The following is a 25646-nucleotide window of genomic DNA, read 5'->3' on the forward strand; positions in this document are numbered from 1 at the left end:
ATTGATTTTTGTAGATTATACTTTTTATTGATTGAACGTTCAATCAATAAAAAGTATTATAAAAAAATGCTAAGATGTTCTACATTGAGTAATGTTAAATAAAAAGTGCCTTTTCAGCACTTTAAGTGGATATACATGACAAAACGTAGAGTCAAACCAGAGCATGTGCGACGTGAAGAAATTATTAACGCCGCATTTGATGTGATTTATGAAGTGGGTTTATCCAATATGACCATTGCACAAATCGCAAAGAAAGCCGAGCTATCCACAGGTATTGTGAGTCACTATTTTGGTGATAAACAGGGATTAATAAATACCTGCATGCAAGAAATGTTGAATGTTTTACGTCGCAAAACCGACCAAAATAAAACTGAAGCAGACGAGCATCCAGAAAGCCAACTTAAAGCGATTATTGATTCTAACTTTGATATTAGTCAGGTCAATAAACAAGCCATGCGCATCTGGTTAGACTTTTGGTCTGCAAGCATGCATCTACCCGAACTTGGGCGCTTGCAACAAATTAATGATCAACGCCTGTACTCAAACTTGAAGTTTCACTTTCTCAAGTTATTGGACAAAGAACAGGCAAGCATTGCCGCTCGTGGTTTAGCGGCATTGATTGACGGATTATGGTTACGTGGCAGTCTAAGCAGTCATGATGAATTTGACAGCCAACTGGCACGTTCCATTGCTTACGATTATGTAAAAACGCAATTACAATTTGCGGAAAAGCCTTTGCAGGAGAGACAGAATGAGTGATTCACAAGTTCATCAATTGTACATCCATGGTCGCTATGTAGCAGCGACCAGTGGTAAGACCTTTACCAGTATTAACCCTGCCAATGGTGAAGTGATTGCAACCCTTCAACAAGCATCACAACAAGACATCGAAGCGGCTGTTCAAAGCGCACAACAAGGTCAAAAAATTTGGGCCGCAATGACAGCGATGGAACGTTCTCGTATTTTACGTCGCGCTGTCGACATCTTACGTGAGCGTAATGATGAACTCGCTCGCTTAGAAACCCTCGATACAGGTAAAGCCTTTAGCGAAACATCGACCGTTGATATTGTCACAGGTGCTGATGTCCTCGAATATTACGCAGGTCTCGCGACTGCAATTCAGGGAGAGCAAGTTCCGCTTCGTGAATCAAGCTTTTTCTATACCCGTCGTGAACCACTTGGTGTTGTCGCGGGAATCGGTGCTTGGAACTATCCAATTCAAATCGCATTATGGAAATCTGCCCCTGCTCTAGCTGCTGGGAACGCCATGATCTTTAAACCAAGTGAAACCACACCGCTGAGCGTATTCAAACTTGCTGAAATCTATACTGAAGCGGGACTACCAGATGGCGTATTTAACGTGGTACAAGGTGCAGGCCGTGAGATTGGACAATGGTTAACTGAACATCCTGTTATTGAAAAAATTTCTTTCACTGGTGGTGTTGAAACAGGCAAGAAAGTTATGGCAAGTGCCGCAGGCTCTACACTCAAAGAAGTGACCATGGAACTCGGCGGTAAATCCCCTTTAATTATTTGTGATGATGCTGACCTCAATCGAGCAGCAGACATTGCGGTGATGGCTAACTTCTTTAGTTCAGGTCAAGTATGTACCAATGGTACACGTGTTTTTGTTCCAAAAGCCCTGTTGGCAGATTTTGAAGCCGCTATTGTAGAACGGGTAAAACGGATCCGTATTGGTGATCCAATGGCTGAGCAAACCAACTTTGGTCCACTCACCAGCTTCCCACATATGGAAAAAGTCTTGTCGTTCATTGAGTCAGGTAAACAACAAGGTGCCAAACTGTTGATTGGCGGTGGTCGTGCGACAGAAGCTGAATTGGCGCAAGGTGCTTATGTGTTGCCGACAGTTTTCAGTGACTGCCAAGATGATATGCGCATCGTTGAAGAAGAAATCTTTGGCCCTGTCATGAGCATTCTCAGTTATGAAACTGAAGAAGAAGTCATTCGTCGTGCCAATGACACCACTTTTGGTTTAGCGGCAGGTGTTGTCACACAAGACATCACCAAAGCACATCGTATTATTCATCAAATCGAAGCAGGTATTTGCTGGATCAACACTTGGGGCGAATCCCCTGCTGAAATGCCAGTGGGTGGCTATAAACAATCAGGTGTCGGCCGTGAAAATGGTTTAACCACACTTGGACATTACACCCGTATCAAGTCAGTTCAAGTTGAGTTAGGTGAGTATCAAAGCATTTTTTAATGCACTCAGGCTTTCTCCGTATATCAATCCTATGTGCCATGTCATCACCTGATTGCATTGGCACTTTTAAAAATACAAAAAGGATAATTATGAATACTCTAGCATATGACTACATTATCATCGGCGCAGGATCTGCCGGAAATGTGCTCGCAACACGTTTAACTGAAGACAAAGACATTACAGTTTTACTCTTGGAAGCAGGTGGCCCAGACTACCGTTTAGATTTCCGTACTCAAATGCCAGCAGCGTTGGCTTATCCACTACAAGGACGCCGTTACAACTGGGCATATCTCACTGATCCTGAACCACATATGAATAATCGCCGTATGGAATGTGGCCGTGGTAAAGGTTTAGGTGGTTCATCATTGATTAACGGGATGTGTTATATCCGCGGTAATGCGATGGACTTAGATCACTGGTCGACGCTCAAAGGGCTAGAAGACTGGAGCTATGCAGACTGCTTACCGTATTATAAAAAAGCTGAAACCCGCGATATTGGTGGCAATGACTACCACGGTGGCGATGGCCCTGTATCTGTGGCAACCCCTAAAAATGGCAATAATGTCTTGTTCCATGCCATGGTTGAAGCAGGTGTACAAGCAGGCTATCCACGTACAGATGACTTGAATGGTTATCAACAAGAAGGTTTCGGTCCAATGGATCGTACTGTGACACCAAAAGGCCGTCGCTCTAGTACTGCGCGTGGTTATTTAGACATGGCAAAGGGTCGCCCTAATTTAACTATCGTGACCCATGCCACCACCAATAAAATTTTATTTAATCAAAAACATGCCATTGGTGTGGAATATATTATTGGTGCAGATCAAGCCAATCTCACACAAGCACGCGCAAACCGTGAAGTCTTGCTTTGTGCAGGCGCGATTGCATCCCCACAAATTTTACAACGTTCGGGTGTTGGCGAAAGTAATTTCCTTAAATCGATGGACATCGACGTGGTACATGATTTACCGGGTGTCGGTGAAAACTTACAAGACCATTTGGAAATGTACTTACAATACAAATGTAAGCAACCTGTTTCACTCTACCCCGCTTTAAAATGGTTTAACCAGCCTGCGATTGGCGCTGAATGGTTATTTAATGGGACTGGTATTGGCGCAAGTAATCAGTTTGAAGCAGGTGGTTTTATCCGCAGCTCAGATGAATTTGACTGGCCAAATATTCAATATCACTTCTTACCTGTTGCGATTAACTATAACGGCAGTAATCCCGTCAAAGAACATGGCTTCCAAGCCCATGTCGGTTCTATGCGCTCACCTTCACGTGGTAGAATTAAGCTGAAATCAAAAGATCCTTTTGAGCATCCAAGCATCCTGTTCAACTATATGTCGACTGAGCAAGACTGGCGTGAATTCCGTGATGCCATTCGTATCACACGTGAAATCATGCAACAGCCTGCACTGGATGCATATCGTGGCGAGGAAATCAGTCCTGGAAAACAGGTGCAAACTGATGCGGAACTGGATGACTTCGTGCGCAACCATGCTGAAACGGCATACCATCCTTCATGTAGTTGCAAGATGGGTGAAGACGAAATGGCAGTGGTTGACGGTCAAGGTCGTGTACACGGTCTACAAGGCTTGCGGGTTGTTGATGCTTCGATAATGCCACTGATCATTACTGGAAATTTAAATGCCACAACGATCATGATCGCTGAAAAAATCGCAGATCAAATTCGTGGTCAAAAATTGCCACGTTCTGAAGCGGGTTATTACAAAGCTGGCACTGCACCCGTGCGCAAAGCACCTTTACGTCCGATCGTGTAAAAGTATTCATATTTTAGCGACACCTGAGTTTTGACTGAGTGTGTCGCATCTTGCAAGGACGAATAAAATGAGAAAAAAATTATTATTGACCATCCCTTTGAGTCTATTTTTTCAAACCATACATGCCAATGAATCAGGTGTAGAAACACCATCTCCTTATAGTGCAAATTTGACAGTGGCCAGCCAATATATCTCACGTGGTTTTCAACAGACCTGGGGCAACCCTGCTATACAAGGCGGATTTGATTATGCACATCCCAATGGTTTTTATGCAGGAACTTGGGCTTCTACTGTGAGTGATGACTTCATCCGTGATGCCAATGTTGAATGGGATGTCTATACTGGTTATAGCCGTAGTTTCGGTCAGTTAAATCTGGCTACTAAAGTCGCTTATTACTACTATCCTGGGGCAAAAACCACTGCTGAAACAGGTCATACCCGTTTTGATTATGGTGAAATTATTCCAGAAATCAGCTATGGTCCGCTGAGTGTTAAATATGCAATCACCTATACCCAAGATTATTTTGGCAATAATTCTGACACTTTAGCAATTGGTTCCAATAAGCACTCTCGAGGTTCAGGCTATTTAGATGTAAATTGGTTACAACCCATCGCTCAAGGCTGGTCGGTGAATATGCATTATGGCAATCAACGTATAAAAAACTTTTCTGCCGCAAGCTTTCAAGATGCCAGTTTTGCCATTAATAAAGTGCTACCTTATGGCTTATCTTCCAGTTTAAGTTATAGCAAAGCATGGGACAAAAACGGATATTATCAAAAATACAGCAATGGCAATCCCAATGCCAATGTTTCAAATCCAATTGATTCCACCCTCACTTTTTCACTCACTAAAAAGTTTTAAGCTAAAGTTTAGATATTTAGTAACCTGTTATAGATTAACCAAAAACTATGCCCTCCAAGAGCGTGGTTTTTTAATGTCTATAGTCACCCCCCTAATTATTCATACAAGTGATTTCTATCAAGTCATTGATCAGAAATGAACTTATGTTTTTGTATGTGCTTTTAGAAACTGTTGGTTATCAATTCATTTTTTTACTTTTGAATTATAGATGGTGATCCTACCCCTCGCCCAACATGAGCAAAAACAAAGCACTGCTTTGTTTGAAGCGCAAGGTTTGGCACCTCTTACGAAAGTGAGGCATCGCCTACGCAAAGCTATTTAAACTTTGAATGTAAGGTGTGGCATTGCAAGCTTTTTATAATTAAATAATTTATTTTCTCATGCAATTGATTTAATTAAAAATATTCATTAAAAAAAATTATATTATTATGTCTGAGCTTTTTTGACAGGTTGACTTATATCTTGGCTTAATTCAATAAAGCAAACTCAAATCTCCCCATACTGTTGAATTATCATTAGACAGCCATTGATTGTTTGTATAAAGTATCAGGAACGATTGTTCCAGTATGAATTAACATTATGCGCACTAAAGCGTTTGATCCAGAAGAAGTTGAAAATGCCGTTATGCAAGTTTTCTGGCGTAAAGGGTTTGCAGCGACATCCATTCAAGATTTGGTTGAGGAAACTGGACTTTCACGCAGCAGTTTATATAGTTCCTTTAACAATAAAGAGCAGCTATACCAACAAGCCTTATCTCGCTATCAACGCCTGATTAGTAAATCAAATATCGACTTATTATCCAGTGATGGATCAGTCAAAAGTATCATCCAACAATTACTATCTCGTATCATTGAAGATGAATTAAACGATCCGCAACAACGGGGCTGCCTAATGGCCAATGCCTGTTTGGAGTTAGCAGGACATGATCAAAAGACAGCTGAATCTGTCACGTATAATTTTGAACGATTACAACTTGCACTAGAACAGCTCATAATCAGAGGAAAGCAATCTGGTGAAATCATCCTACATAGTTCGCCACAAGCTTTAGCTCTTTTTTTTGTGAATACCATTCAAGGCATTCGCGTTTTAAGCAAAGGCTGTAGCCCAGAAAATCGTCAGCAATATCTAGAGAATGTTGCTGAAGTAGCATTGAATATCTTGTATTAATTTCGAGTTACCCCTTAGCAGACTGTCCAATTTGCAATGCTGAGGATTTTATTTACCCTAAAATGGAACGATCGTTCCGTTATAATGACAACATGGTGTTTAGTATGGATATTTATCTTCAATATTTTGTGATGCCTATATTCCTTAACCGAGATGATCTTTCTGTCAATCATACACAGAGGTATAACGCATGAATCAGCTCAACAACAGACCAGAGCTGAATCGATCTGCGTCAAGCTTACCAATTTGGAAATTATTGGCCTTTACGGTTGCAGGTTTTATTACCATTATGACGGAAATCATACCAGCTGGCTTATTGGCATTAATCAGTCATGACTTAGAAGTTTCTCAAGCTTTAGCAGGGCAAATGATTTCAGTTTATGCCTTAGGATCGGTCATTGCGGCGATCCCTGTGGTTGCTGCAACACGAAGTTGGTCAAGAAAACCTTTATTATTATTGGCAATCGCCGGCTTGTTTATCTTCAATAGTCTAACAGCGCTATCTTCTAGCTATATCGTCATCCTGATTTCACGATTTATTGCCGGAATGTCTGCTGGAATTATCTGGGGTATCTTGGCTGGTTATGCTCGAAATCTGGTTCCTGCCCATCTACAAGGCAGAGCGATGGCAATCGTTGGGGTTGGTCAACCCATCGCATTATGTATGGGTGTGCCTTTAGCCATTTGGTTGGGCAATCTGTTTGGCTGGCGTGGGGTTTTCTGGATGATTTCAGGGCTTGCCTTAATCCTAATCATCTGGATTAAAGTAAGCCTTCCTCATTTGGCTGGACAACCCCCGAGTAAGCAACAGTCTATCCTCAAAGTCTTGGTTCACCCTGGTATAGGCGCAATTTTGACAGTTATTTTTGTTTGGATTTTGGCACATAACATACTTTATACCTTTATTTCTCCTTATTTATCAGCTGTCCAGCTGAGTGAGCATATTGATCTTATCCTGCTTATTTTTGGTCTTTCTTCAATATTCGGCATTTGGATTACAGCGATTTGGATAGATAGATCATTACGCAAATTAATCCTGATCAGTTTAACAGGTTTTGCAATCGCTGCTCTTTTGATGGGCTTGAGCGGTCATCACATCTGGCTTGCGATGCTAGGTATCGTACTTTGGGGAATGACTTTTGGTGGTGCACCAACCCTACTACAAACTGCGCTGGCAGATGTTGCAGGTGAAAATGTAGATATTGCCCAATCAATGCTGGTGACAGTGTTCAATCTTGCTGTTGCAGGGGGCGGTATTTTTGGCGGCATCCTACTGCAAAATGTAGGAATAGACTCATTTTTTGTTTGTATCATCGCCTTATCATTATTGGGGTTATGTATTGTATTTTTAGCAAGTGAAAATGGTTTTAAATCAGGGCATCGTTTAAACAGCAAATAAGTTTAAAACCGTCATTTAACTGCATGTTCTTATGACAAAATCTATTGGATTAAACAGCGCCATCATCGTTGACTGTGCTGTTTGATCAATTTCTTAAACAACAGCTATGGTTTGGTTTACTAAAGTTAGCTTATGGTCTGTTTATTTCACTTTTACACACTTCTGCTGCTGAAGCTTGCTTCATAATGTCAACAATATTTGCGATACAGTAGATGGTATTTAATTGAACATGCGCATTATCATAACTACTTGCATGTTCATAACCATTGATAATAAATGTTTCAATTGGACTACGACCATCAGCACGCACATCCTGTCCAGACTGATAACAAACCGTTCCGTCTCCCTTTGAAGTTGGCTTAATATCTAAATAAAATGTGGCTTTATTGGTTTTAGAAATTTTGGACTTTTCATCTAGCAAGACTTCCCTTATGCCATCTTTTTTATAGGCATTGTCTAGTAAATTATGGATTTTCGAACCTTTTATACTTAATTCAGCATCATCTTCCTGAACATGTTTTACATCGTCTTCTTTTATATCACTTCGATCTTTTATATCTGGAAGTTCAATTAAATTTTTCTTGCCATATAAGTTCATTAATTCAATTAGTTCATTTTCACTGCTAATATTTAACTCTTCTTTACAACGCCACACCACTTGACCAAATGCTTTAAACCCTTCGTCAGCACCATAGCTTGCATAAGTATTGGCATGATAGGTATCTTTTATATGATCATGCAATTTTTTGACTATATTTATATTCTTACTATAAACATCAAAAATACTATCATATCCTTCTTTATCTACCGTTTTTGCAACCAATCCAGCAGGATCGATAAAATCAGGATTGATCATCGCCCACCAACAGTCTTTTCTTTTATAGAGATCATTATAAGGATCATTGCTTTTTGGCAATGTGGCAGTCATTTCACCTGTAGGCGTTTTCGCTTTAATGACCAACCATGCTTGAGAATTTTTGGGAAAATCCCCAACATTGGAATAATTTGAAAAAGGCAATAACTCTAAGCCACCGGGCGCATTTGCCAATGTTGCGGTGAGACGTTCAGAAGTATTCCCAAACATAAATTTGGTTGCCCAAGCTACAGCACTTTTGAAAAGTCCTGTTGAGGCTTTCCAACCATCCCAGCCTACAGTGAGGCGTTGATATACTGCTGGCGCACCACTGGCAGGCATCGCACCATGTATCACACCAGCAATCTTATCTTTAACCTTAGCATTTTGGATCAGGGCGCGAGTCACTAAGCCCCCCATAGAGTGGCTAACGATAATAAATTTTTTAAATTTTGCTGTAGGAAATTCTTTTTTAACTTGCGCCATAACTTGATTATTCAGTCGGTCTGCAACATGATCTGCTGACTTCATATTACTTTGTAACCAGTTATAGCCACAGGCAAACACTGGAAAAGCATAATCTGCCAATTCCTCATGCTGTTCTAGACCTAATAATTCAACAGTTTTTTGCGACGACCAATTTTTAAGTATTTTTTCCGTATCTGCATTGCCGGGTTGGACAATTTTTTCCCATTCAGCTGTACCATTAAACTTATCCTTCTCTTGATCTTTTAATTTCTTGAAGGGTTGATTTAAATTACTCTCCAAATAAATCAGTAAATTTGCATAACCCATGGTAATCACTGAACCCCAACCGCGTGCCAAAGCCAAGTCTTTGGTCATATGTGGAATTGCTTTTTTACTTATTTTTACATCGCCATCGTACCCAACCTGAGTTGTTGCTGGGTTCAGGGCAATCTGTCGTTCTCGTGCATCTCGTTTACTGTATTCAATAATTGTAGACAGTGATATTCGGGGATACCAAACCTCTTTATCATCAGCGGTATCTTTAATATTTGACCCCATAATCCCTGGAATAAAAATAATCGGCACGACATATTTGACAGGTGCAGGAATTACACACTCGGAATTAACACTCTCTGGTGTGGTATATGAAACATAAGACACACTTCCAGATTCGTAAAGTATTTCATAGGCTTCATGACGATGGACATTATTTGACATTATTATTCTCCGAATTTACGGATGGTTTTTAGAATCGATTCATATAGTTTTAAGGCATCATATTGTTCTAGGCTACTGCTCTGTGTAAGAGGTGAAGAACGTGCCGTATCTACCTCAAAACTAATCAATGGATCTTGGTTATTATTGGCACTGCCTGTATGTTCCCATAAGGCACTAATGCCATTTTTTCCTTTCATTTTTTCTACTGAAATCCATTCTTGTCCCGTTAAATGCCCAGTATTTTTTTCACCTTTACGAATATTGCCTTTATCAATTTGACGCTGGCTTTGCCCGACCTCTTTAAACTTTTTTTCTATCCGTGGAATCATTGGCAAGACATATTCATCATTTGTTTCTGCCTCAAAACGTAACACCACTGTTGGATAGTCCTTAAATCTAAAACCAAGCTTTTGGATACTATAGCGGTACTGTTTGGTTTGATCTTTGATAAAGCCTTGGTAAATACATTGTCCTGCTTCCTTAGGAATCTCATGTTCATTACGATAGCGTAAGTTTTTCACTAAATTATGAATCGCCTCGTTACTTCTCTTGGTTCTTTCAGGGGAGTCACTATGTCCTCCTTCAATTAAATATAAAGTATTTTTATCAAGTACAAAGCCAAAGACATCTAAAGGATCGCCTTTATGTTTTGATGTCTTACCTTTGATAATTTTAGTGACTCGACTATCAATTTTTTGTTCTTGAGGATCATCAGTGATAAACCAACCGTCTTCAGAATATTCTTTTCTCACTTTTTGAACTGCTTCATCAAAATCTTGACGTGTTGCTTTAGTTTGAACCTTAATAGTAAAAGAATCATATTTATCATAACGTTCTAATGGATTAGCCTCAGCAGGAATATCCACCACATAACGCCCAATACAATAAGTTTTAGTTTTTTCTAAATTGATCATATTATTTCCAGTATTTTTTATTGCTGATTGTGCAAATGCGCAACTTGTCGTGATCATGCAAGTGGTGAGTAATAAAGAAGAAAATAGTTTATTCATTAATATTTCCTTTTTAGATAAGCGTTATCAGATGTATAAGTATTCTTAGCTATTGAAGAAAGTAAAAATATTGTTCAACATTTATTTATTCTTATAGCCTAAAATTAATAAGCAAAACTTAACACAAAATGTAAATAATCTCAAAAAAACAATAAATATCATTTAATTATTAAGCTATTAAAAATAATTGGCATATTTGGACTCTGTAGTTGCAGTCTTTGTTAAATCGATTTTTTCTTATAAAAGCTTTTTAAATTTCACAATATAGCTTTCAGCACACCATTTAAGAAATTTAATGATTATCAAATAGACTTTTTGCAAAATATAATTGATAATGATTATCAATTTCATTATCTAAAGATTGGTGAACACTTTGGAACAGCCTACTCTAGCGACTGAAGCGATTCGAGCATTTTTTACCTTACAATGTTGCTGGTTAAACAGTGAAGAAATTTATCTTGAACAAGGTTGTTTGCATTGTGGTTCGGCAGCGACTTATTTAATTTATTTTACTCACGCCCCTATTCAAAAAATAATGCTTGATTTTATTCAAAAATATAACTGCCATAACAGCAAAAAATCAGATTTACTCGACTTATTAGACTTTGAACAGAATTATAATGATTTTTTACAAGTGCTTGAAAATGCAGTAAACAGCTATGCGCGACAATATCAAAACCAAACTTGTCATTTGGTATTTGAAAGTGTTGAATCTATTTTTGAACGTGAAGCAGCAATCGCATGTTAAACAATTCACGCTGTAATAAATCAAGCTGTAATGATTGAATCGAATAGACTATTTTTAACAGCTATTTTTTAATTTAATCACATCAATTTGTTACTCTCAATCTATCAAAATAAAGGGGCCAACATGTTGCTTGAAGTCTTCTAGACAACAGCAACTTATTGCCCCCGATAATAAATCTTAAGTTAAGATCTCGCATATAAAATTTAGCCAACAAAAGTTAAGCGATTAAATTTTCATACTTATACCCAGCTGTACCCCACGCCCAGGAAGAGGTGCAATGTATTTTAATGGCGAGTTCTGTGGTCGTGCATCTTCATTTAACAAATTAGATCCATTGAGGAAAACATCAAAATTGGCATTTTGTAATTTGAAGTGTTTCTGAATTTGTAGATCCAGCAAGTTATAAGACGGCAATGGAATTTCTTTAGACACATTTTTGCCTAAATACTGAGCTTGATCATAGTAAATATTGGATAAGCGTGCTAACCAATCATTTTTATTCCATTCAAGATTTAGCCCATAACGGTTCGTTGGCATATTAGGTAAGTAATTTCCATCATTTGCTAAACTGGTTTTGTTTGGATTCAAGTTTTTATTTTTCACCAAATCAGCAAAAGCAGAGATCAAAAGATTACCATACTGATTGAGTTCAAACTTTTGTTTTAAATCAATTTCAAATCCAGTAATTTCAGCATCTGTCTGGGTCCAATATTTGAGTGGCAAACGATTACGCATTTGTGCCCCTGAATGGGTCAAATACAAATACTTGTCATATTTCATCTTATATACAGTTGCTTCAAAATTAAAATTTTTATAATTGAACAGACCTGTTAACTCAAGATTTTTGGACTGTTCTTCTTTGAGTTTTTGGTTACCTTCTTCTTGTAACATAATTGAATAATGTGGATGGCTGGCATAAAGTTCATTAATTTCAGGTGCTCTATCTGATACTGAATAACGCAACTTTAAACCCAATAGATCATTATATTTTAAGAATGAACCGAAACTATAGCTTTCAAGATTAAATTTCGTATCGGTGAGTTTTGTATTCGGTGAGTTTCTGGATGGTACAAAATCACTTTTTTGAATTTTATGTTCAACCTTTTCGTTACGATAACCAGCATCGAGTTCTAGCCAATCAAAGTCTAATTTTTCCTTGATAAACACGGCTTGTGTTTGCGTATTGATATTCGGTAAATAACGTAAATTTCCATGCCCTACCACTTTACGATCAATCTGATTAAAGCCAATAAAACCATTCCAAAATTCAACAGGTCTATGCATAAGTAATAATTCAGCCTGTTGGGTATCAAATTTATAGTTATTGGCCATTTTTGATCCTAAATATTCTCCTGATGTATTAACGCTCTTACTCACATCAAATTGTATTTGTTTCAATAACAACGGGCTAAAATTAAACTCGCTGTCTAAGGCATATCTTCGCTGATCTGTTTTCACCCCGACTGGTATGCTGTCACTGGTAGATTGAAAAGATTTATTTTCAAGAGAAAATCCGGGTACCCCATATTCACTTTTTTTTGAATCAGCACTGAGCCCAATACGTCCATTGTTAAGAAAATAAGTGCTTCCAATCGCAAAGTGTTGATTGTCTAAATAGCTATTGCCCAGCTTTTTTTTATAGTTGGGTGTGACATCTTTATTAATTTTGTTTTCAGTATATTGCTGGGTATTGGGCACATATTTAGGGTTTATCGGATTGGTATAGGTTTTTCCACGCATCTCAGTAGTTGGTTGATCCGTATAGAAGGAAAATGAACCATCTGCCCAATCAGGGTTTTCTGTCATAAACTGGTTAATATAAGGCTGAGATGCAGTGTTATAATTTTTTTGAATGCGTGCTTCTTTTTGGCAAGCATCTGCCAATGCTGTATTTACCCCACCCGTCGCTGGAAATACGCCACTATTACATACGCTCGCTTTACCCTCTCCCGGAATTTTATAAGCTGACATATCTTGGCTAGAAAACAATAAATTGGTGGAAAAATTACTTTGGTTATTGAGATTGAGCTTAAAACCTTTGGCATCAAAATCATTCCAGCCCTTTTTCGCTACCAGCTCTAATTGAGAACTTTTATTCGGCATCGCTGTATCGATTAGACCAGAATCAATATTCACACTTCCGCCAATGGCGTTGCCACCATAACGTACACTGTCTGAAGATTTATTGACAGTAACAGATTGAGTGAATAAAGGATCAAAAGGGATATTAATATTGCCGCTGATACTATTCATTCCATAAATAGACTGACCATCTTCCAAAATCTGCACTCGGTTTCCACTTAAACTGCGAATCACAGGCGCACCTGAATTGGGACCAAAAGCGCTACTTTGTACCCCTGAAAGATGCTTTAAAGCATCACCTAAAGTTTTATTGTCTGCATTTCTATTTTCTACAACAATACTTTGATTGATAAATGGATCATTTTCGGCATTGACTCGAATCACAGGAAGTACAGTCAGCTGTTTATTTTCAATCGCATATGCAGGAAAGACCGGTAAAGAAATAGCGATTGCTAGAGTATGATGACGCATTATGGATTCCGAATTGTAATTTATTGTTATGTTATAACATTACATAAACAGATGTACAACAATTATCATCAGTGCTTATACAGCTAGACCAGCTAGCGATTTATATAGGAAATGAAGAAATATAGAAGATGAAACTGGAATCCGTGTTACTTGTGCTTGATCTGTTGCGCCAGCTTCTGAATATTCATGCTAATCTCATCTGGAGTATGCGCTGCATAGCCAAACAATACCGCAGCTTTTTCATAAGGTTGTTGACAGTAGCGGGATAAAGGCTGAACAGCCAAATGAATGGCAAGACACTGGTCAATAAAGCTTTGCTCAGTCCATGGGGCATTTAGCCAACAAATCACATGAATCCCTGAGTCGGTTGGCTGAACAGTCAATACATCTGCAAGAAATTGTTGAATCGCAGCAATTAATGCCTGTTGACGTTCTTGGCAAGCTTTACGCACTTTACGTACATGGCGTGCATAATGCCCCTCTTTGATAAACAAAGCCAAAGCCGCTTGTTCTAAATAAGCACTCCGCGTATCAGTATAGTATTTTGCCAGACTCAATGTTTCTATCAGCGATTCTGGAACCACCATAAATCCAAGTCGGAACTCCGGAAACATCATTTTAGAAAAAGTACCAGAATAGATCACTCTTTGTTGTTGGTCTAAGCCCTGTAAGGCTTGAATTGGATGAGTTCCATATCTAAACTCACTATTATAATCATCTTCAAAAATCCATTTTTGCTGACTCGCTGCCCATTCCAACAGGGCCAATCGTCGACTTAAACTGAGTGTTCCACCTAAAGGGAACTGATGTGAAGGTGCGGTATAGATTAATTTACTTTCGGAATAATGCTGAATAATCTCGGCAACTTTCATCCCTTCGTGATCACTTGATACAGGATGAACTTGAATGCCAAAACTCCGAAAAATATTTAAAGCGGCATCATAGCCCGGCTCATCTAAACAGATCTGATCCAAAGGTTGTAATAATGCATAAGCTGCAAGATGAATCGCTTGTTGGGTACCATTTACAATCAAAATTTGTTGTACATCACATTTTAGTCCCCGTGTAGAACGAACATAATCACAAATTGCCTGACGTAAAGGCAAATAGCCTCGACAATCATGAAACTGCCCCAATTGCTGATGAGACTGTCGCCAAGCACGTCCCAATAATTTCCCCCAAAGCGAATGTGGGAATAAATCGATACAACCAACGCCGACATGAAATATTTTTTCACCCTGCCCAGATACATTTTGTTGCTGCCAAGCAGGTAATAAGCTTGCGATATGCGGATTAATATTTAGCTTGTGACAGATATCAGATGAAGATTCTGTCGGTATCTCTTGTATAGAAATTAATTGATCAGGAATCAGCTCTGCGACATAAGTACCAGAGCTTGGCTTGGTCACAATATAGCCTTCATCCAGTAAACGGTCCATTGCAGCCAAGACTGAATTTCTAGAAATCGACATCATTTCTGCCAAGACACGACTAGAGGGCAGTTTGGTTCCAGAAGCTAGACGACCATCTAAAATTGCATCACGTAAGACGCTATATAAACCCTCTTTAATCACCCCTTTAGGTAAGATCAAATGAGGGAAATAAGCAGAAGTTACTGTCACCATAAGCAAAACTGGTACTGTTAAAAATACTCAAAGTGTATCTTATTTCAATACCACAATCATACTTAAACTCATTTCTCCTCTTTCTTTCCCGACAACTGGAGAATACCTATGGAAAATTTAGTGGTTCAAATTGTGCCTGTTGCACAACAAGACTATAAACAATGGCTGGAGTATTGGCTGGCTTATCAAGACTTTTACAAAGTGGCTTTATCCAACACTGTTACGCAAACCACTTGGCAACGTTTTTTTGATGATCAAGAGCCGATATATTGTGCTGTTGCTAAACAAGCTGAGCATGTTCTTGGCTTTGTACATTATGTGATCCATCGCTCGACATGGGCCGAGACCAACTTTTGCTATCTAGAAGACTTATATGTTTCTCCACAGGCAAGAGGTCAACATGTAGGCAAGCGCCTGATTGAATATGTACAACAGCAAGCTATAGTTCAACCCTGCGCGCGTTTGTATTGGCACACTCAACAAAGCAATCAAACTGCACAAAAACTCTATGACTGGATTGCTGAAAAACCAGGGGTCATTGAATATCGTATGCCTTTAAATTAATCCATAAAAAACCAGAAACACAATGCTTCTGGTTTTTACTTAAATCTCAATATATTGTGATTATTTCAATTTGTAGCATCTTTACTTAAACCTAAACCGTTCTAAAGTCAGTTCAACATGACTTAAGCTGATTTTTCAATCTCTTGAGCATCATGAACTCACAAAAACCTGATATAACTTTTCAACAGTTTGACGGATTTCCAATTCGGTCAGGGCTGCAAAACCAAAACGAATATAAAAACTATCATCTGAATGATGCCATACCGAACCAAAATCATATTCAGAATCAATATGTAATTGTTTTAAAACCATTAAAAACTGCTGTTGATAAGGCAACTTAAATTTTACCCACAACGCCATGCCACCTGCGGGTGTGGCTATTTTAACCCTATCTTCAAACGTCTGTTGAAAAGCCATCACAGCAAAATCTCGACGTTGCTGATAAATCTTGCGCATTTTACGGATATGTCGCTTAATTTCACCCTGCTGCATCAGCTCAGCCATTGCCAATTCAGTAATCGCATTGCCCTGTTTATCGATCAGCAAAATATCTTGTTTCATCGCCTGAATAATCTGTACATTGGTCACCACATAACCAATTCTTAAACTGGGCGCGAATACTTTAGACAAAGAGCCGATATGAATCACTTTGTCTGCTGCTGGTAAGCTAATTAACGGCGGAATGGGTCGGCTGTCATAATGAAACTCATGGTCATAATCATCTTCAATAATATAGAAATCAAAGGCTTTAGAAAGCTCTAATAGTTTTAATCGTCGATCCATAGACATCGTCACTGTCGTTGGATATTGATGATGGGGTGTGGTGTAGACCGCAGCAACTGCATGGCTGGACAAAATTTCAGTTAAATGATCGGTATCTAAACCATGCTTATCCAAACGCACGCGAATAATTTGATAATGATTAGAAAGAAATGTTTCTACTGCCGGTGGGTAAGCCCATTGCTCTACCACAATCATATGACGCTGAGACTGATGTTGAGCCAGAACCCGCGCAGCTAGAAAAATCCCCATTTGACTGCCACGAACCACACAAATGTTTTCCATAGAGGTTTGTATAAAACGCTCCATAGATAACATATTTAATAAGGCTTGACGAAGTTCTAAACTGCCCTGAGGATCTCCATATCCCATGGTTTGATGGCGTGTCACTTGAATCAATGCATGCCGATAAGCCCGAGAAAACAATTCATAGGGGATCAACCGATTGTCTGGCACACCATCATTTTTGATAAGTATCTGCGTAGGAAAAACGGGAGTGATATCAATCTGTTTGAGTGTAGGCGATGACTGCACTTTTAGGTCTGGTAAGTTTTCTGAAACAAAAGTGCCCTGTCTGGCTTTTGAGACCAGCCACCCCTGTGCCTCCAAATCTTCATATACCGATTGTACGGTTTTTCGGTTAATCCCAAGTTCATCTGCCAGAGTGCGTGAACCAGGCAAGCGTGTTCCCTGAGTAATTCTGCCAGATAAAATCACTTGAATAATCTGATTTGCCAACTTTAAAAAAAGGGTCTTTTCTTCACGATCTTCTAAATGTAGCCGAATTTTCCAAGGCTGACGCATAACTCTCTGGCCCATATAAGTTTTAGAAACTGGATATTTTAATCCATCCACAGAATTTTTATTCTGTACTTAGGCGATGTGAAAATCAACTCAGCGAGAGGTTTTATTTATGCAAACGGCACAACTAGACAAACAGCAATTGATGCAAAATGCACAGCAAAACATGCAGCAATTTATTCAAGATTCAAGCTATACAGATCGACAAAAGTTGGCATTAACCTGCCGTATTTTATTTGATCACGGACATGATGCTGGCTTAGCTGGACAAATCACTTGTCGTACCACGCAAGGCAATACCTTTATCACTCAGCGTTTTGGTCTCGGCTTTGATGAAATTACCGCGCAAAATTTATTGGAAGTTGATGAAGATCTAAAACCACTTGACCAACAAGGTATGGCAAATCCTGCAAATCGCTTTCATACATGGATCTATAAACAACATCCTGAAGTGAATTGCATTATCCATACCCATCCAACACATATTGCAGCGTTGTCAATGCTCCGTGTGCCCTTAGCGATCGCACAAATGGATACTTGCGCTTTATACGAAGACTGTTCTTTTGTGGGAGAGTGGCCGGGAGTCCCTGTCGGCAATGAAGAAGGTATCTTTATTTCAGAAGCCTTAGGTAAAAACCGCGCTGTACTACTGTCACATCATGGTCAGCTGGTGGCAGGTAAAACCATTGAAGAGGCTTGCAACTTAGCCATTTTAATTGAACGCGCTGCCCGACTTCAGCTTTTGGCAATGGCTGCTGGACAAATTCAACCTATCCCACATGAACTGGCAAAAGAAGCTCATGACTGGGTCTCTACCAACAAGCGTAATCATGTCAATTTTGCATACTATGCGCGTAAAGCTTTAAAAAATCATGCGGACTGTATCGAGGAGTAATGAAAATGAAATTAGAAGGCATTATTGCATACCCAATCACACCATTTCACCCAGACACCCAAGCTGTCGATGTTGATGCGCTGACCATCACATTAAATGCTCTGCTAGAACAACAATGTAATGCGATTGTGCCATTGGGCAGTGCTGGTGAAAGTGCCTATTTATCTTGGCAAGAATGGCAACAAGTCGCACAAAAAAGTATCGAAGTCGTTAATCAACGTGTCCCAGTCATGTTGGGAATTTCTGAACTCACAACGGCGATGGCGATTCAAAAAGCCCAAAAAGCTGAGGAGCTTGGCGCTGATCTAATTATGGTGATACCAGTGTCTTACTGGAAACTCAATGATCAAGAAATCTATGATTATTACCAGCAAATTGCTGCATCGACCAAGCTGCCAATCATGGTATATAACAACCCTGCAACCAGTGGTGTAGATATGTCACCAGAATTGATCGTGAAAATGTTTCAAGAAATTGAGAATATTTGCATGGTTAAAGACAGTACTGGCGATATTCAGCGCATGCATAAATTTCATGAATTATCTCAAGGACAGTTGCCCTTTTATAATGGTTGTAATCCTTTGGCACTTGAGGCATTTTGTGCAGGGGCAAGTGGCTGGTGTACTGTGGCGCCAAATCTACTCGGTGAGCTACCAAGTCAGTTATATCAGGCAGTCAAAGATGGTGATTTAGACCACGCCAAAGCCTTGTTTTATCGTCAATTGCCTTTGCTGCGCTTTATTGTACAAGGTGGCTTACCTAAAACAGTCAAAGCGGGTTTAAATGAATTAGGTTTTTCTGTAGGTGAACCAAGAAAACCGTTACAACATGCTACCCCACTGGAAGTTCAGCAATTAAAGTCGTTGATGGCCTTAGCAAAACAAGCGTAAACGATCGTCGTATGCGCTTGTGAAGTTATAAAATTGATCCGATAAACATGCTTTGTTGCATACACAGCCGATCCGCTGCTTTGACAGATACTCAAATGATAAGTAAATGTCATCCAGCGGTGTTTAAATCTAAGTGCAACAAAGCGGTTATTGCCATAGCAAATATCGGCGTAATAAATAAATCAATTCCCAAATCAGCTTTCTAAAAACTAAATCCAAGGTTTAAATTGATACGATACAACCATTGATCACTATAGGGTGAAACGGTCGAGCTAAAACCGGTTGAATTCATTGCACCACCAATAATATTGGCATTTTTCCCCCAAGTATAATCGGCCCACACCATAAAGGGTGACGCAATAAACATCATCCCAGTGGTATTCATTTGAGAATCTGACCAATCATCACGTTTCTTATCCATATAACTATAATCATTGTAGAATCGGATCGCTTTGAGTTTGCCCATATTTTGCATAGGTAAGGTATAGGCAAGATTTAAACTGGCAACTGTCGCTTCAGAGGCAATAAAATAAGCAGGGGTAAATCCGTTATTCCCCATTAAAGTCATATCATTATTGACCCCATCAGGATTCTTTGCATCATATTGATAATGAATCACAGAGCTTTGTAAATTAAAGCGTTTGTAATTGTTATCGCTATGCACCCCTACTGCATAATATTGACCATTTTTATCGGTGGTTTTATTATGCAATTGCGCAATTGCCCCTGATACCCCGACTTCCTGCTTACCCACTTTGGTGTCTAGCTTGCGCACAATCCGCGTATTGAATTGATGGCGCTTTTCATTTTGATAGGCTTTTTGACTTGGAAATGCATTGTCGGCTAGGTCATCATAAGTGGCACTTTCGGGCGAATAGCGCAGATTGGTTGCCAGCATTTCAGGGTAATAGCCCAATTTTACATCCCAGTCCTGATTATGAAAATTCCAGTTCAAACCTGGCGCAATGTTATTGCCATAGCCCAAAAAGAATGGGATATGGTAAGTCCAACCATTTTGCGGATAAGGATAAATCGCAAAAGGCTTATATACAAATCCTGCTTCTAGACTATTCTGTTGGTCTAAATTGTAGCCCACATAAGCTTTTTCAATCGAGCGCTTCTCTTGATCTTGAAACAGATAACTTGCATTAAAATAGGCATCGTCAAATTTACCCTTTACATCGACTCTAAAAATATCAAAATAGAGTTTGCCAAAGCCATCATTGGGCCCTTCCCAATTTTCATAGCGTTGGTTTAATCGCACCACGCCACCCAATTTTATAGAGTCCGTCCCATCTTCACTTTTCCATTCTAATGCTGAGCTTTGCGCCAAAACATTGGATGTGGTACCCAAATAAATTGCTGCAAGTAGCATCGCGATAGCTGTCTTTTTCATAATTGCTTCCTTCCCTTGTGTTCCAACGATCCTGTTGGACTTTTGTTTTACCTATAAAACATAGTTTTTATTGTATTTTGAGCAAAAAAATTTGCCGAAGCTTTTGCTGAACATCCGATGCCAGCATCGGATGTTCAACTGGGTTTAATAGAGTTTTTTCTGCGGTGGTCCTGCAAAGTTCAGTGGTCCAATCGAATTCATATCCAATTCGATCACACTTGGCCCTTGAAAATCGACCGCTTGTTGAATCACGCTTTTAAACTCATTTGCACTGCCCACTTTCCAGCTTTTCACTCCCATTGCTTCCCCTAAGATTTTATAATCTGGGGTATGCAATTCATTGAAATATTGACGCCCTTCAAAGTAATTCTTTTGGATACCACGCATGACGCCATAACCACCATCGTTCATGATCATCAGCACCATGTTGGTATTTTCTTGTGCCATGGTGGCAATCTCACCGATACCGAGCATCAAACCACCATCCCCTACTAAGCCGATCACTTTTTTATCTGGATTGGCAATAGAAGCACCAATTGCTGTGGCTAAACCAAGACCAATTGCCCCTGCAAGTGAGTGAATATTTTGATTTGGTGCTTGTACTGGAAATAATCGGCTGCCCCAAGTACTGCCTGACATGGTAATGTCACGAACAAAGATGCCGTCTTGAGGTAGTGCCGCACGTAAGTGATCACAGATCAGGGCATATTGATCCAGCTGAGTACGCAACGCCTCAATAGCTGACTGTTTTGCCGCAACAACCGCTGCATCATAATCTGCATCAACTTTTGAGATACCGCTTAGCCCTGTGAGCACACGTTGTAATACATCTTTGGCATCACCACAAATGAAGTTACGAACTTTATAATTACGTTGCTGTGCTACTGGATTGGCATCAATCTGAATCAGATTATCAGGGAATTGTACCGAATAGGTTTTAGTTTCATTGCTGCGTAAACGCGAGCCCACCACCACCAATAAGTCAGCCTCTTTTAACAGTTGCTCAACCCCTGCTGAATTATGGAATGCACCTAAACTACGTGGATGCTCATCCGCTAACACACCACGAGCATGGGTAGAAGAAACAACAGGAATCCCAAGATCCGCAATGGCTTTCACTTCATCAACACTATTTAATGTGCCACCACCAATCCAGAAGATGGGGCGTTTGGCTTTTTTAACTTCTTCAACAATTAAATCTATTTCAACTTGCTCAGCCTGCGGTAATTCAAGCGCTTTGACAGGACCTAAATTCAATGGCAAGTCAATTTCTGCAGCTTGCACATCAATCGGGAGCTCAACACTTACAGGCCCCATCGGTACTGTGGTTGCAACACGAATTGCTTCACGAATTACACCCACTGCATTGTCTGGGCTGGTAATACGAAATGCAGCTTTGCTTGAAGCACGTAAGAAGGTCAGTTGATCTTTGGTTTCATGGATAAAGCTGGCATCACGATCAAGATATTCACGTTCAACTTGCCCTGTTAAATGCAACACAGGACTTCCAGCATTCATCGCTTCAATCAATGAACCTACTGCATTGCCTGCCCCAGCACCGGTACTGGTCAAAGCAACCCCTAAACCTTTAAAGCGTGAGTGACCATCTGCCATCGTGACTGCACCTGCTTCGCCACGCGCTGCCACAAAACGAATTTTTTCACGACGCCCTACGGCATCTGCAATTGGTAGGTTATGAATTGAAATCACCCCATAGATACTTTCCACTTGGTGTGCTTCTAAAACACGCGCGATTGCTTCGCCTACATTTACACGTTCTGTCATTGTTTATTCCTCAAAAACTTTTTCATTCCATGAATTTATTATTCACACCAAGGATTTGGCTGTTCGCTTAATCCCATATAAATACTTTTTTGCTGCATATAAGACAAAATACCTAAACGCCCTTTTTCACGCCCGATACCACTTTCTTTAAAGCCACCAAACGGTGCCGAAATAGAGAATTTTTTATAGGTATTAATCCAGACTGTACCGACTTCCAAAGCACGCGCAATTTGCCAAGCTTTACGGTAATTTTCAGTCCAGATTCCTGCTGCAAGCCCAAAACAACTGTCGTTGGCTTGGGTGATTAAATCAGCTTCATCGTGATACTTCATCACCACCAAGACTGGACCAAAAATCTCTTCCTGACAGGTTTGTGCAGTATTATTTAAGCCGGTGATGATGGTCGGTAAGTAATAACTTCCTTTCGCCAAATCACCATCCGTCAGCGCTTGACCACCCACTACAACTTGACCACCTTCTTGCTTGGCCAATTGCACATAGGCATCGACAGAAGCCAAATGCTTTGGATTAATTAAAGAGCCCAAATGTACACCCGCTGTTTCTGGATGTCCCACTCGTAAAGCTTTGGTAATTTCAACCAAACGCTTAAGGAACTGATCGTAAATACTGTGATGCACGAAGAGTCGTGAACCTGCAATACAGGCTTGTCCTGCGGAACTAAAGATCCCATAAGCCACACCTTTAGCAGCCAATTCAATGTCTGCATCAGGCATAACAATCGTAGGGGATTTTCCACCAAGCTCTAATGAGGTGGTAATCAATTTATCTGCGGCAAGATGAGCCAAATGACGCCCTGTAGTGGTTCCGCCAGTAAATGAAATTTTGCGGACCAAAGGATGCTTTACGATGGCATCACCAATTACAGAACCACGCCCCACTAAAACACTGAGTAAGCCTTTTGGCAGTCCTGCTTGTTCAAAGATTTTCGCAAGTTCCAAGGCAATTAAAGACGTTGCCTCTGCCGGTTTAAGGATCACCGCATTTCCAGCAGCAAGCGCAGGGGCAAGTTTTTGAACTTCACTGGCAATCGGTGAATTCCACGGTGTAATCGCGGCCACCACACCGACAGGTTCATGCACACTCATGGTCATAAAGTCAGCCGCACGTTGTGTGGTGAGTTCATCATTCAGCGTTTCACATGCTGCGGCAACATAGCGTGCTGTCGCGGCTGCACTCATCACTAAACCACGTGTTTCAGCCAGTGGCTTACCATTATCACGGGTTTGTAATTTTGCAAGCTCATTTACACGCGCTTCAATAATCTCTGCCACTTTATACAAAATACGCGCACGTTCATGTGGCATGCTATTGCGCCAGCCCGCTTGTCGCCATGCCAAGTCTGCTTTTTCAATTGCTTCATTGACATCATCTAAACTCGCTGTAGAAATTTCAGCATTGACAGATTGATCTGCTGGAAACAGACTTTGAATCGTATTGCCTTTACCTAATCGCCATTCACCTGCGATATAAATTTCCTTTACCATGATCAAATCCTTTTAAATCTGAATTGCTTCAACGCTATTGCGACATGCACGAATCACGCTAAGCGCAGCCAAAGTTGAGGTTTTAGGATTGCTTGCCAAAGGCACACCCACCAATTCAATGGTCATTTCACCAAACACGCCTTCTGCCACAATGGTGTGCTTGTTCTTATTAGTTTTTGGATCAACCGTAAGCTCAACCATGGTTTCATCCATGCCTAAACCTGCGAGTGCAATGGTTGCTGCAACATTGGCATTGGCTGGAAACTTCAGTGCTGCTTCTCTGGCTGTACCACGAAAAAAAACCATAGCTTCACTGACCTGATCGAGATCAACCAATTGTTCAGCATAACTGCCACGCCAACTCTTCGGGCTTTTACAGCCTTTATAGGTGACCTTTTCCAAACCACCTTCTTTTGCTGCAGAGATACCATCGATCCCTGCAATCGCACCCGCTAAAAGATGCAGATGGGCATCGTGTTGTTCCGCAGTCTGTTTCAGTTGATTAAAAAAATCGCTATCGGCTAAGGTTCCTACTGAAATCAGACCAATGGTCCAACCTTTCTCTAACACCTTTTGGGCATGTTCTTTTACCGCCGCTTGGCCTGCCACTTCGATCACATAATCAGGCGTGCCAAGGCATGCATCAATCGAACTAATTACCTGTACCTGAGCGGATACTTGTGCCTGTACTTTTTCAACACTGCGTGCAGGCACCACAATCCATTTAAGCTGTAAATCTTGTGGCATATGTGCGTACACTTCTGCTGCCATTGCACCGAAACCAATCATCATCAACTGTTTCATGGGCACACCTTATAAATGTTTGTTAAATCCACCAGAGACATCCAAGGCTGCACCCGTAGTATAGGATGCCAATGGTGAAGCCAAGAACACCAAAGCGTTTGCTGGTTCTTCAGGTTTACCTAGACGTTGCATTGGAATACCACGATTTTTTGCAATATTGCCTGTCCACTGTTCCCATGACGCTTGGCTATCTGAACGTGTTTCAAAACGGCGTTTCCACTGTGCTGACTCCACCATGCCCAATAAAATTGAATTCACCCGAATCCCATATTGGCTAAATTCATGTGCTAAGGAATGAGTTAAATTCAGCAAAGCGGCGCGTGCCGATGAAGTCGCGATCATGTGTGGTTCAGGTTGCAAGGCCAGTAAGGAATTGACATTGGTGATTGATCCACACGCCGAATTTTTTAAATCATCTAAAAATGCACGGACAGGATGCAAGACACTGAAATACTTCAATTCAATTTCTTTCATCCAATCTTCATCTTGGGTGTCTTCAAAATTGGATACACGCCCTTGACCTGCGTTATTGATCAACATGTCGACATTGCCTAAATTTTGATTGACCTGTTGTGCAAAGCGTTTTACATCTTGTTTGTCTAAAACATTGCAGGCTTGAGTAAAAATATGGGCTTGCGGATACTTTTCCAAAATATAATTTTTTGATTCTGCTAAACGCTGTTCATCCCGACCACACCATGCCACTTGGGCACCTTCTGCAACTAAAATTTCGACAGCAGCCAAACCAATGCCTGACGAGCCACCTGTTACTACTGCTATTTTTCCTTCAACTTGGAAGCTCATTTTTTTCTCTCG

The 25646-nt window shown here is 40.2% G+C and carries 20 protein-coding genes; 10 read left to right on the plus strand and 10 right to left on the minus strand.

Going from position 1 to position 25646, the window contains the following annotated elements; all coding sequences use genetic code 11:
* The first annotated feature begins 135 nt into the window (after positions 1-135).
* The 6 genes from betI (at position 136) to ACG9ZL_RS09220 (ending at position 7436) form a co-directional block, all read left to right on the plus strand.
* Complete coding sequence (gene betI, locus ACG9ZL_RS09195) at positions 136-759, plus strand: transcriptional regulator BetI (protein WP_336951915.1); 624 nt, start codon at positions 136-138, stop codon at positions 757-759.
* On the plus strand, positions 752-2224 hold the full coding sequence (gene betB / locus ACG9ZL_RS09200) for a betaine-aldehyde dehydrogenase (RefSeq protein WP_336951916.1): 1473 nt from the start codon (positions 752-754) through the stop codon (positions 2222-2224). Before betI ends, betB begins: the two co-directional genes overlap by 8 nt.
* Before the next feature lie 89 nt (positions 2225-2313).
* Positions 2314-4008: a choline dehydrogenase gene (gene betA, locus ACG9ZL_RS09205; protein WP_336951917.1), complete on the plus strand. Its 1695-nt coding sequence runs from the start codon at positions 2314-2316 to the stop codon at positions 4006-4008.
* Positions 4009-4075: 67 nt separating this feature from the next.
* On the plus strand, positions 4076-4870 hold the full coding sequence (locus ACG9ZL_RS09210) for a TorF family putative porin (protein WP_419359780.1): 795 nt from the start codon (positions 4076-4078) through the stop codon (positions 4868-4870).
* A gap of 579 nt (positions 4871-5449) precedes the next feature.
* The gene (locus ACG9ZL_RS09215) at positions 5450-6037 is read left to right on the plus strand and encodes a TetR/AcrR family transcriptional regulator (protein WP_336951919.1); all 588 of its coding nucleotides are present in this window, start codon (positions 5450-5452) and stop codon (positions 6035-6037) included.
* A 190-nt stretch (positions 6038-6227) separates the two neighbouring features.
* A complete protein-coding gene (locus ACG9ZL_RS09220; protein ID WP_336951921.1) occupies positions 6228-7436 on the plus strand; it encodes an MFS transporter in 1209 nt (402 codons plus the stop codon).
* Between the two features lie 130 nt (positions 7437-7566).
* Here the strand turns inward: ACG9ZL_RS09220 and ACG9ZL_RS09225 are convergent, their stop codons facing one another.
* Positions 7567-9474, minus strand: a complete 1908-nt coding sequence (locus tag ACG9ZL_RS09225) for a Tle4 family T6SS lipase effector (protein WP_336951922.1) — start codon at positions 9472-9474, stop codon at positions 7567-7569.
* Positions 9475-9476: 2 nt separating this feature from the next.
* A complete protein-coding gene (locus tag ACG9ZL_RS09230; protein WP_336951923.1) occupies positions 9477-10484 on the minus strand; it encodes a T6SS immunity protein Tli4 family protein in 1008 nt (335 codons plus the stop codon).
* Between the two features lie 364 nt (positions 10485-10848).
* Here ACG9ZL_RS09230 and ACG9ZL_RS09235 point away from each other — a divergent pair, with 364 nt between their 5' ends.
* Positions 10849-11232: a hypothetical protein gene (locus tag ACG9ZL_RS09235; RefSeq protein WP_336951924.1), complete on the plus strand. Its 384-nt coding sequence runs from the start codon at positions 10849-10851 to the stop codon at positions 11230-11232.
* A 225-nt stretch (positions 11233-11457) separates the two neighbouring features.
* Here the strand turns inward: ACG9ZL_RS09235 and ACG9ZL_RS09240 are convergent, their stop codons facing one another.
* The gene (locus tag ACG9ZL_RS09240; protein WP_419359781.1) at positions 11458-13785 is read right to left on the minus strand and encodes a TonB-dependent receptor; all 2328 of its coding nucleotides are present in this window, start codon (positions 13783-13785) and stop codon (positions 11458-11460) included.
* Between the two features lie 146 nt (positions 13786-13931).
* Complete coding sequence (gene pdxR, locus ACG9ZL_RS09245; RefSeq protein WP_336951926.1) at positions 13932-15410, minus strand: MocR-like pyridoxine biosynthesis transcription factor PdxR; 1479 nt, start codon at positions 15408-15410, stop codon at positions 13932-13934.
* 108 nt (positions 15411-15518) lie between these two features.
* Here pdxR (ACG9ZL_RS09245) and ACG9ZL_RS09250 point away from each other — a divergent pair, with 108 nt between their 5' ends.
* A complete protein-coding gene (locus ACG9ZL_RS09250; RefSeq protein WP_336951927.1) occupies positions 15519-15974 on the plus strand; it encodes a GNAT family N-acetyltransferase in 456 nt (151 codons plus the stop codon).
* Positions 15975-16124: 150 nt separating this feature from the next.
* Here ACG9ZL_RS09250 and pdxR (ACG9ZL_RS09255) read toward each other — a convergent pair whose 3' ends face one another.
* Entirely contained in the window at positions 16125-17558 is a 1434-nt protein-coding gene (gene pdxR / locus ACG9ZL_RS09255) for a MocR-like pyridoxine biosynthesis transcription factor PdxR (RefSeq protein ID WP_419359782.1), read from the minus strand.
* Between the two features lie 109 nt (positions 17559-17667).
* Between pdxR (ACG9ZL_RS09255) and ACG9ZL_RS09260 the strand changes: the two genes are divergently transcribed.
* Together ACG9ZL_RS09260 and ACG9ZL_RS09265 are read left to right on the plus strand one after the other, a co-directional pair.
* Complete coding sequence (locus ACG9ZL_RS09260; protein ID WP_419359783.1) at positions 17668-18450, plus strand: aldolase; 783 nt, start codon at positions 17668-17670, stop codon at positions 18448-18450.
* 5 nt (positions 18451-18455) lie between these two features.
* Positions 18456-19340, plus strand: coding sequence for a dihydrodipicolinate synthase family protein (locus tag ACG9ZL_RS09265; protein WP_262780939.1), 885 nt, complete (start codon positions 18456-18458; stop codon positions 19338-19340).
* Positions 19341-19542: 202 nt separating this feature from the next.
* Here the strand turns inward: ACG9ZL_RS09265 and ACG9ZL_RS09270 are convergent, their stop codons facing one another.
* The 5 genes from ACG9ZL_RS09270 to ACG9ZL_RS09290 all read right to left on the minus strand — a co-directional run bounded on the left by ACG9ZL_RS09270 (position 19543) and on the right by ACG9ZL_RS09290 (position 25634).
* A complete protein-coding gene (locus ACG9ZL_RS09270) occupies positions 19543-20736 on the minus strand; it encodes a hypothetical protein (protein WP_419359784.1) in 1194 nt (397 codons plus the stop codon).
* Between the two features lie 144 nt (positions 20737-20880).
* Positions 20881-22521: a thiamine pyrophosphate-binding protein gene (locus ACG9ZL_RS09275; protein ID WP_419359785.1), complete on the minus strand. Its 1641-nt coding sequence runs from the start codon at positions 22519-22521 to the stop codon at positions 20881-20883.
* A 38-nt stretch (positions 22522-22559) separates the two neighbouring features.
* The gene (locus tag ACG9ZL_RS09280; RefSeq protein ID WP_419359786.1) at positions 22560-24026 is read right to left on the minus strand and encodes an aldehyde dehydrogenase; all 1467 of its coding nucleotides are present in this window, start codon (positions 24024-24026) and stop codon (positions 22560-22562) included.
* 12 nt (positions 24027-24038) lie between these two features.
* Complete coding sequence (locus ACG9ZL_RS09285) at positions 24039-24830, minus strand: aspartate dehydrogenase (RefSeq protein ID WP_419327094.1); 792 nt, start codon at positions 24828-24830, stop codon at positions 24039-24041.
* Between the two features lie 9 nt (positions 24831-24839).
* Positions 24840-25634, minus strand: a complete 795-nt coding sequence (locus ACG9ZL_RS09290; protein ID WP_336951933.1) for an SDR family oxidoreductase — start codon at positions 25632-25634, stop codon at positions 24840-24842.
* Between the last annotated feature and the right edge of the window lie 12 nt (positions 25635-25646).

Origin of the sequence: Acinetobacter legionensis (genome assembly GCF_048551735.1) — a bacterium.
Taxonomy (GTDB): domain Bacteria; phylum Pseudomonadota; class Gammaproteobacteria; order Pseudomonadales; family Moraxellaceae; genus Acinetobacter.

Excerpts from the sequence above, each read along its gene's own strand:
- betI (WP_336951915.1), top strand. The coding sequence starts at position 136 with ATGACAAAACGTAGAGTCAAACCAGAGCATGTGCGACGTGAAGAAATT.
- betB (WP_336951916.1), top strand. The coding sequence starts at position 752 with ATGAGTGATTCACAAGTTCATCAATTGTACATCCATGGTCGCTATGTA.
- betA (WP_336951917.1), top strand. The coding sequence starts at position 2,314 with ATGAATACTCTAGCATATGACTACATTATCATCGGCGCAGGATCTGCC.
- ACG9ZL_RS09210 (WP_419359780.1), top strand. The coding sequence starts at position 4,076 with ATGAGAAAAAAATTATTATTGACCATCCCTTTGAGTCTATTTTTTCAA.
- ACG9ZL_RS09215 (WP_336951919.1), top strand. The coding sequence starts at position 5,450 with ATGCGCACTAAAGCGTTTGATCCAGAAGAAGTTGAAAATGCCGTTATG.
- ACG9ZL_RS09220 (WP_336951921.1), top strand. The coding sequence starts at position 6,228 with ATGAATCAGCTCAACAACAGACCAGAGCTGAATCGATCTGCGTCAAGC.
- ACG9ZL_RS09225 (WP_336951922.1), bottom strand. The coding sequence starts at position 9,474 with ATGTCAAATAATGTCCATCGTCATGAAGCCTATGAAATACTTTACGAA.
- ACG9ZL_RS09230 (WP_336951923.1), bottom strand. The coding sequence starts at position 10,484 with ATGAATAAACTATTTTCTTCTTTATTACTCACCACTTGCATGATCACG.
- ACG9ZL_RS09240 (WP_419359781.1), bottom strand. The coding sequence starts at position 13,785 with ATGCGTCATCATACTCTAGCAATCGCTATTTCTTTACCGGTCTTTCCT.
- pdxR (WP_336951926.1), bottom strand. The coding sequence starts at position 15,410 with ATGGTGACAGTAACTTCTGCTTATTTCCCTCATTTGATCTTACCTAAA.
- ACG9ZL_RS09250 (WP_336951927.1), top strand. The coding sequence starts at position 15,519 with ATGGAAAATTTAGTGGTTCAAATTGTGCCTGTTGCACAACAAGACTAT.
- pdxR (WP_419359782.1), bottom strand. The coding sequence starts at position 17,558 with ATGCGTCAGCCTTGGAAAATTCGGCTACATTTAGAAGATCGTGAAGAA.
- ACG9ZL_RS09260 (WP_419359783.1), top strand. The coding sequence starts at position 17,668 with ATGCAAACGGCACAACTAGACAAACAGCAATTGATGCAAAATGCACAG.
- ACG9ZL_RS09265 (WP_262780939.1), top strand. The coding sequence starts at position 18,456 with ATGAAATTAGAAGGCATTATTGCATACCCAATCACACCATTTCACCCA.
- ACG9ZL_RS09270 (WP_419359784.1), bottom strand. The coding sequence starts at position 20,736 with ATGAAAAAGACAGCTATCGCGATGCTACTTGCAGCAATTTATTTGGGT.
- ACG9ZL_RS09275 (WP_419359785.1), bottom strand. The coding sequence starts at position 22,521 with ATGACAGAACGTGTAAATGTAGGCGAAGCAATCGCGCGTGTTTTAGAA.
- ACG9ZL_RS09280 (WP_419359786.1), bottom strand. The coding sequence starts at position 24,026 with ATGGTAAAGGAAATTTATATCGCAGGTGAATGGCGATTAGGTAAAGGC.
- ACG9ZL_RS09285 (WP_419327094.1), bottom strand. The coding sequence starts at position 24,830 with ATGAAACAGTTGATGATGATTGGTTTCGGTGCAATGGCAGCAGAAGTG.
- ACG9ZL_RS09290 (WP_336951933.1), bottom strand. The coding sequence starts at position 25,634 with ATGAGCTTCCAAGTTGAAGGAAAAATAGCAGTAGTAACAGGTGGCTCG.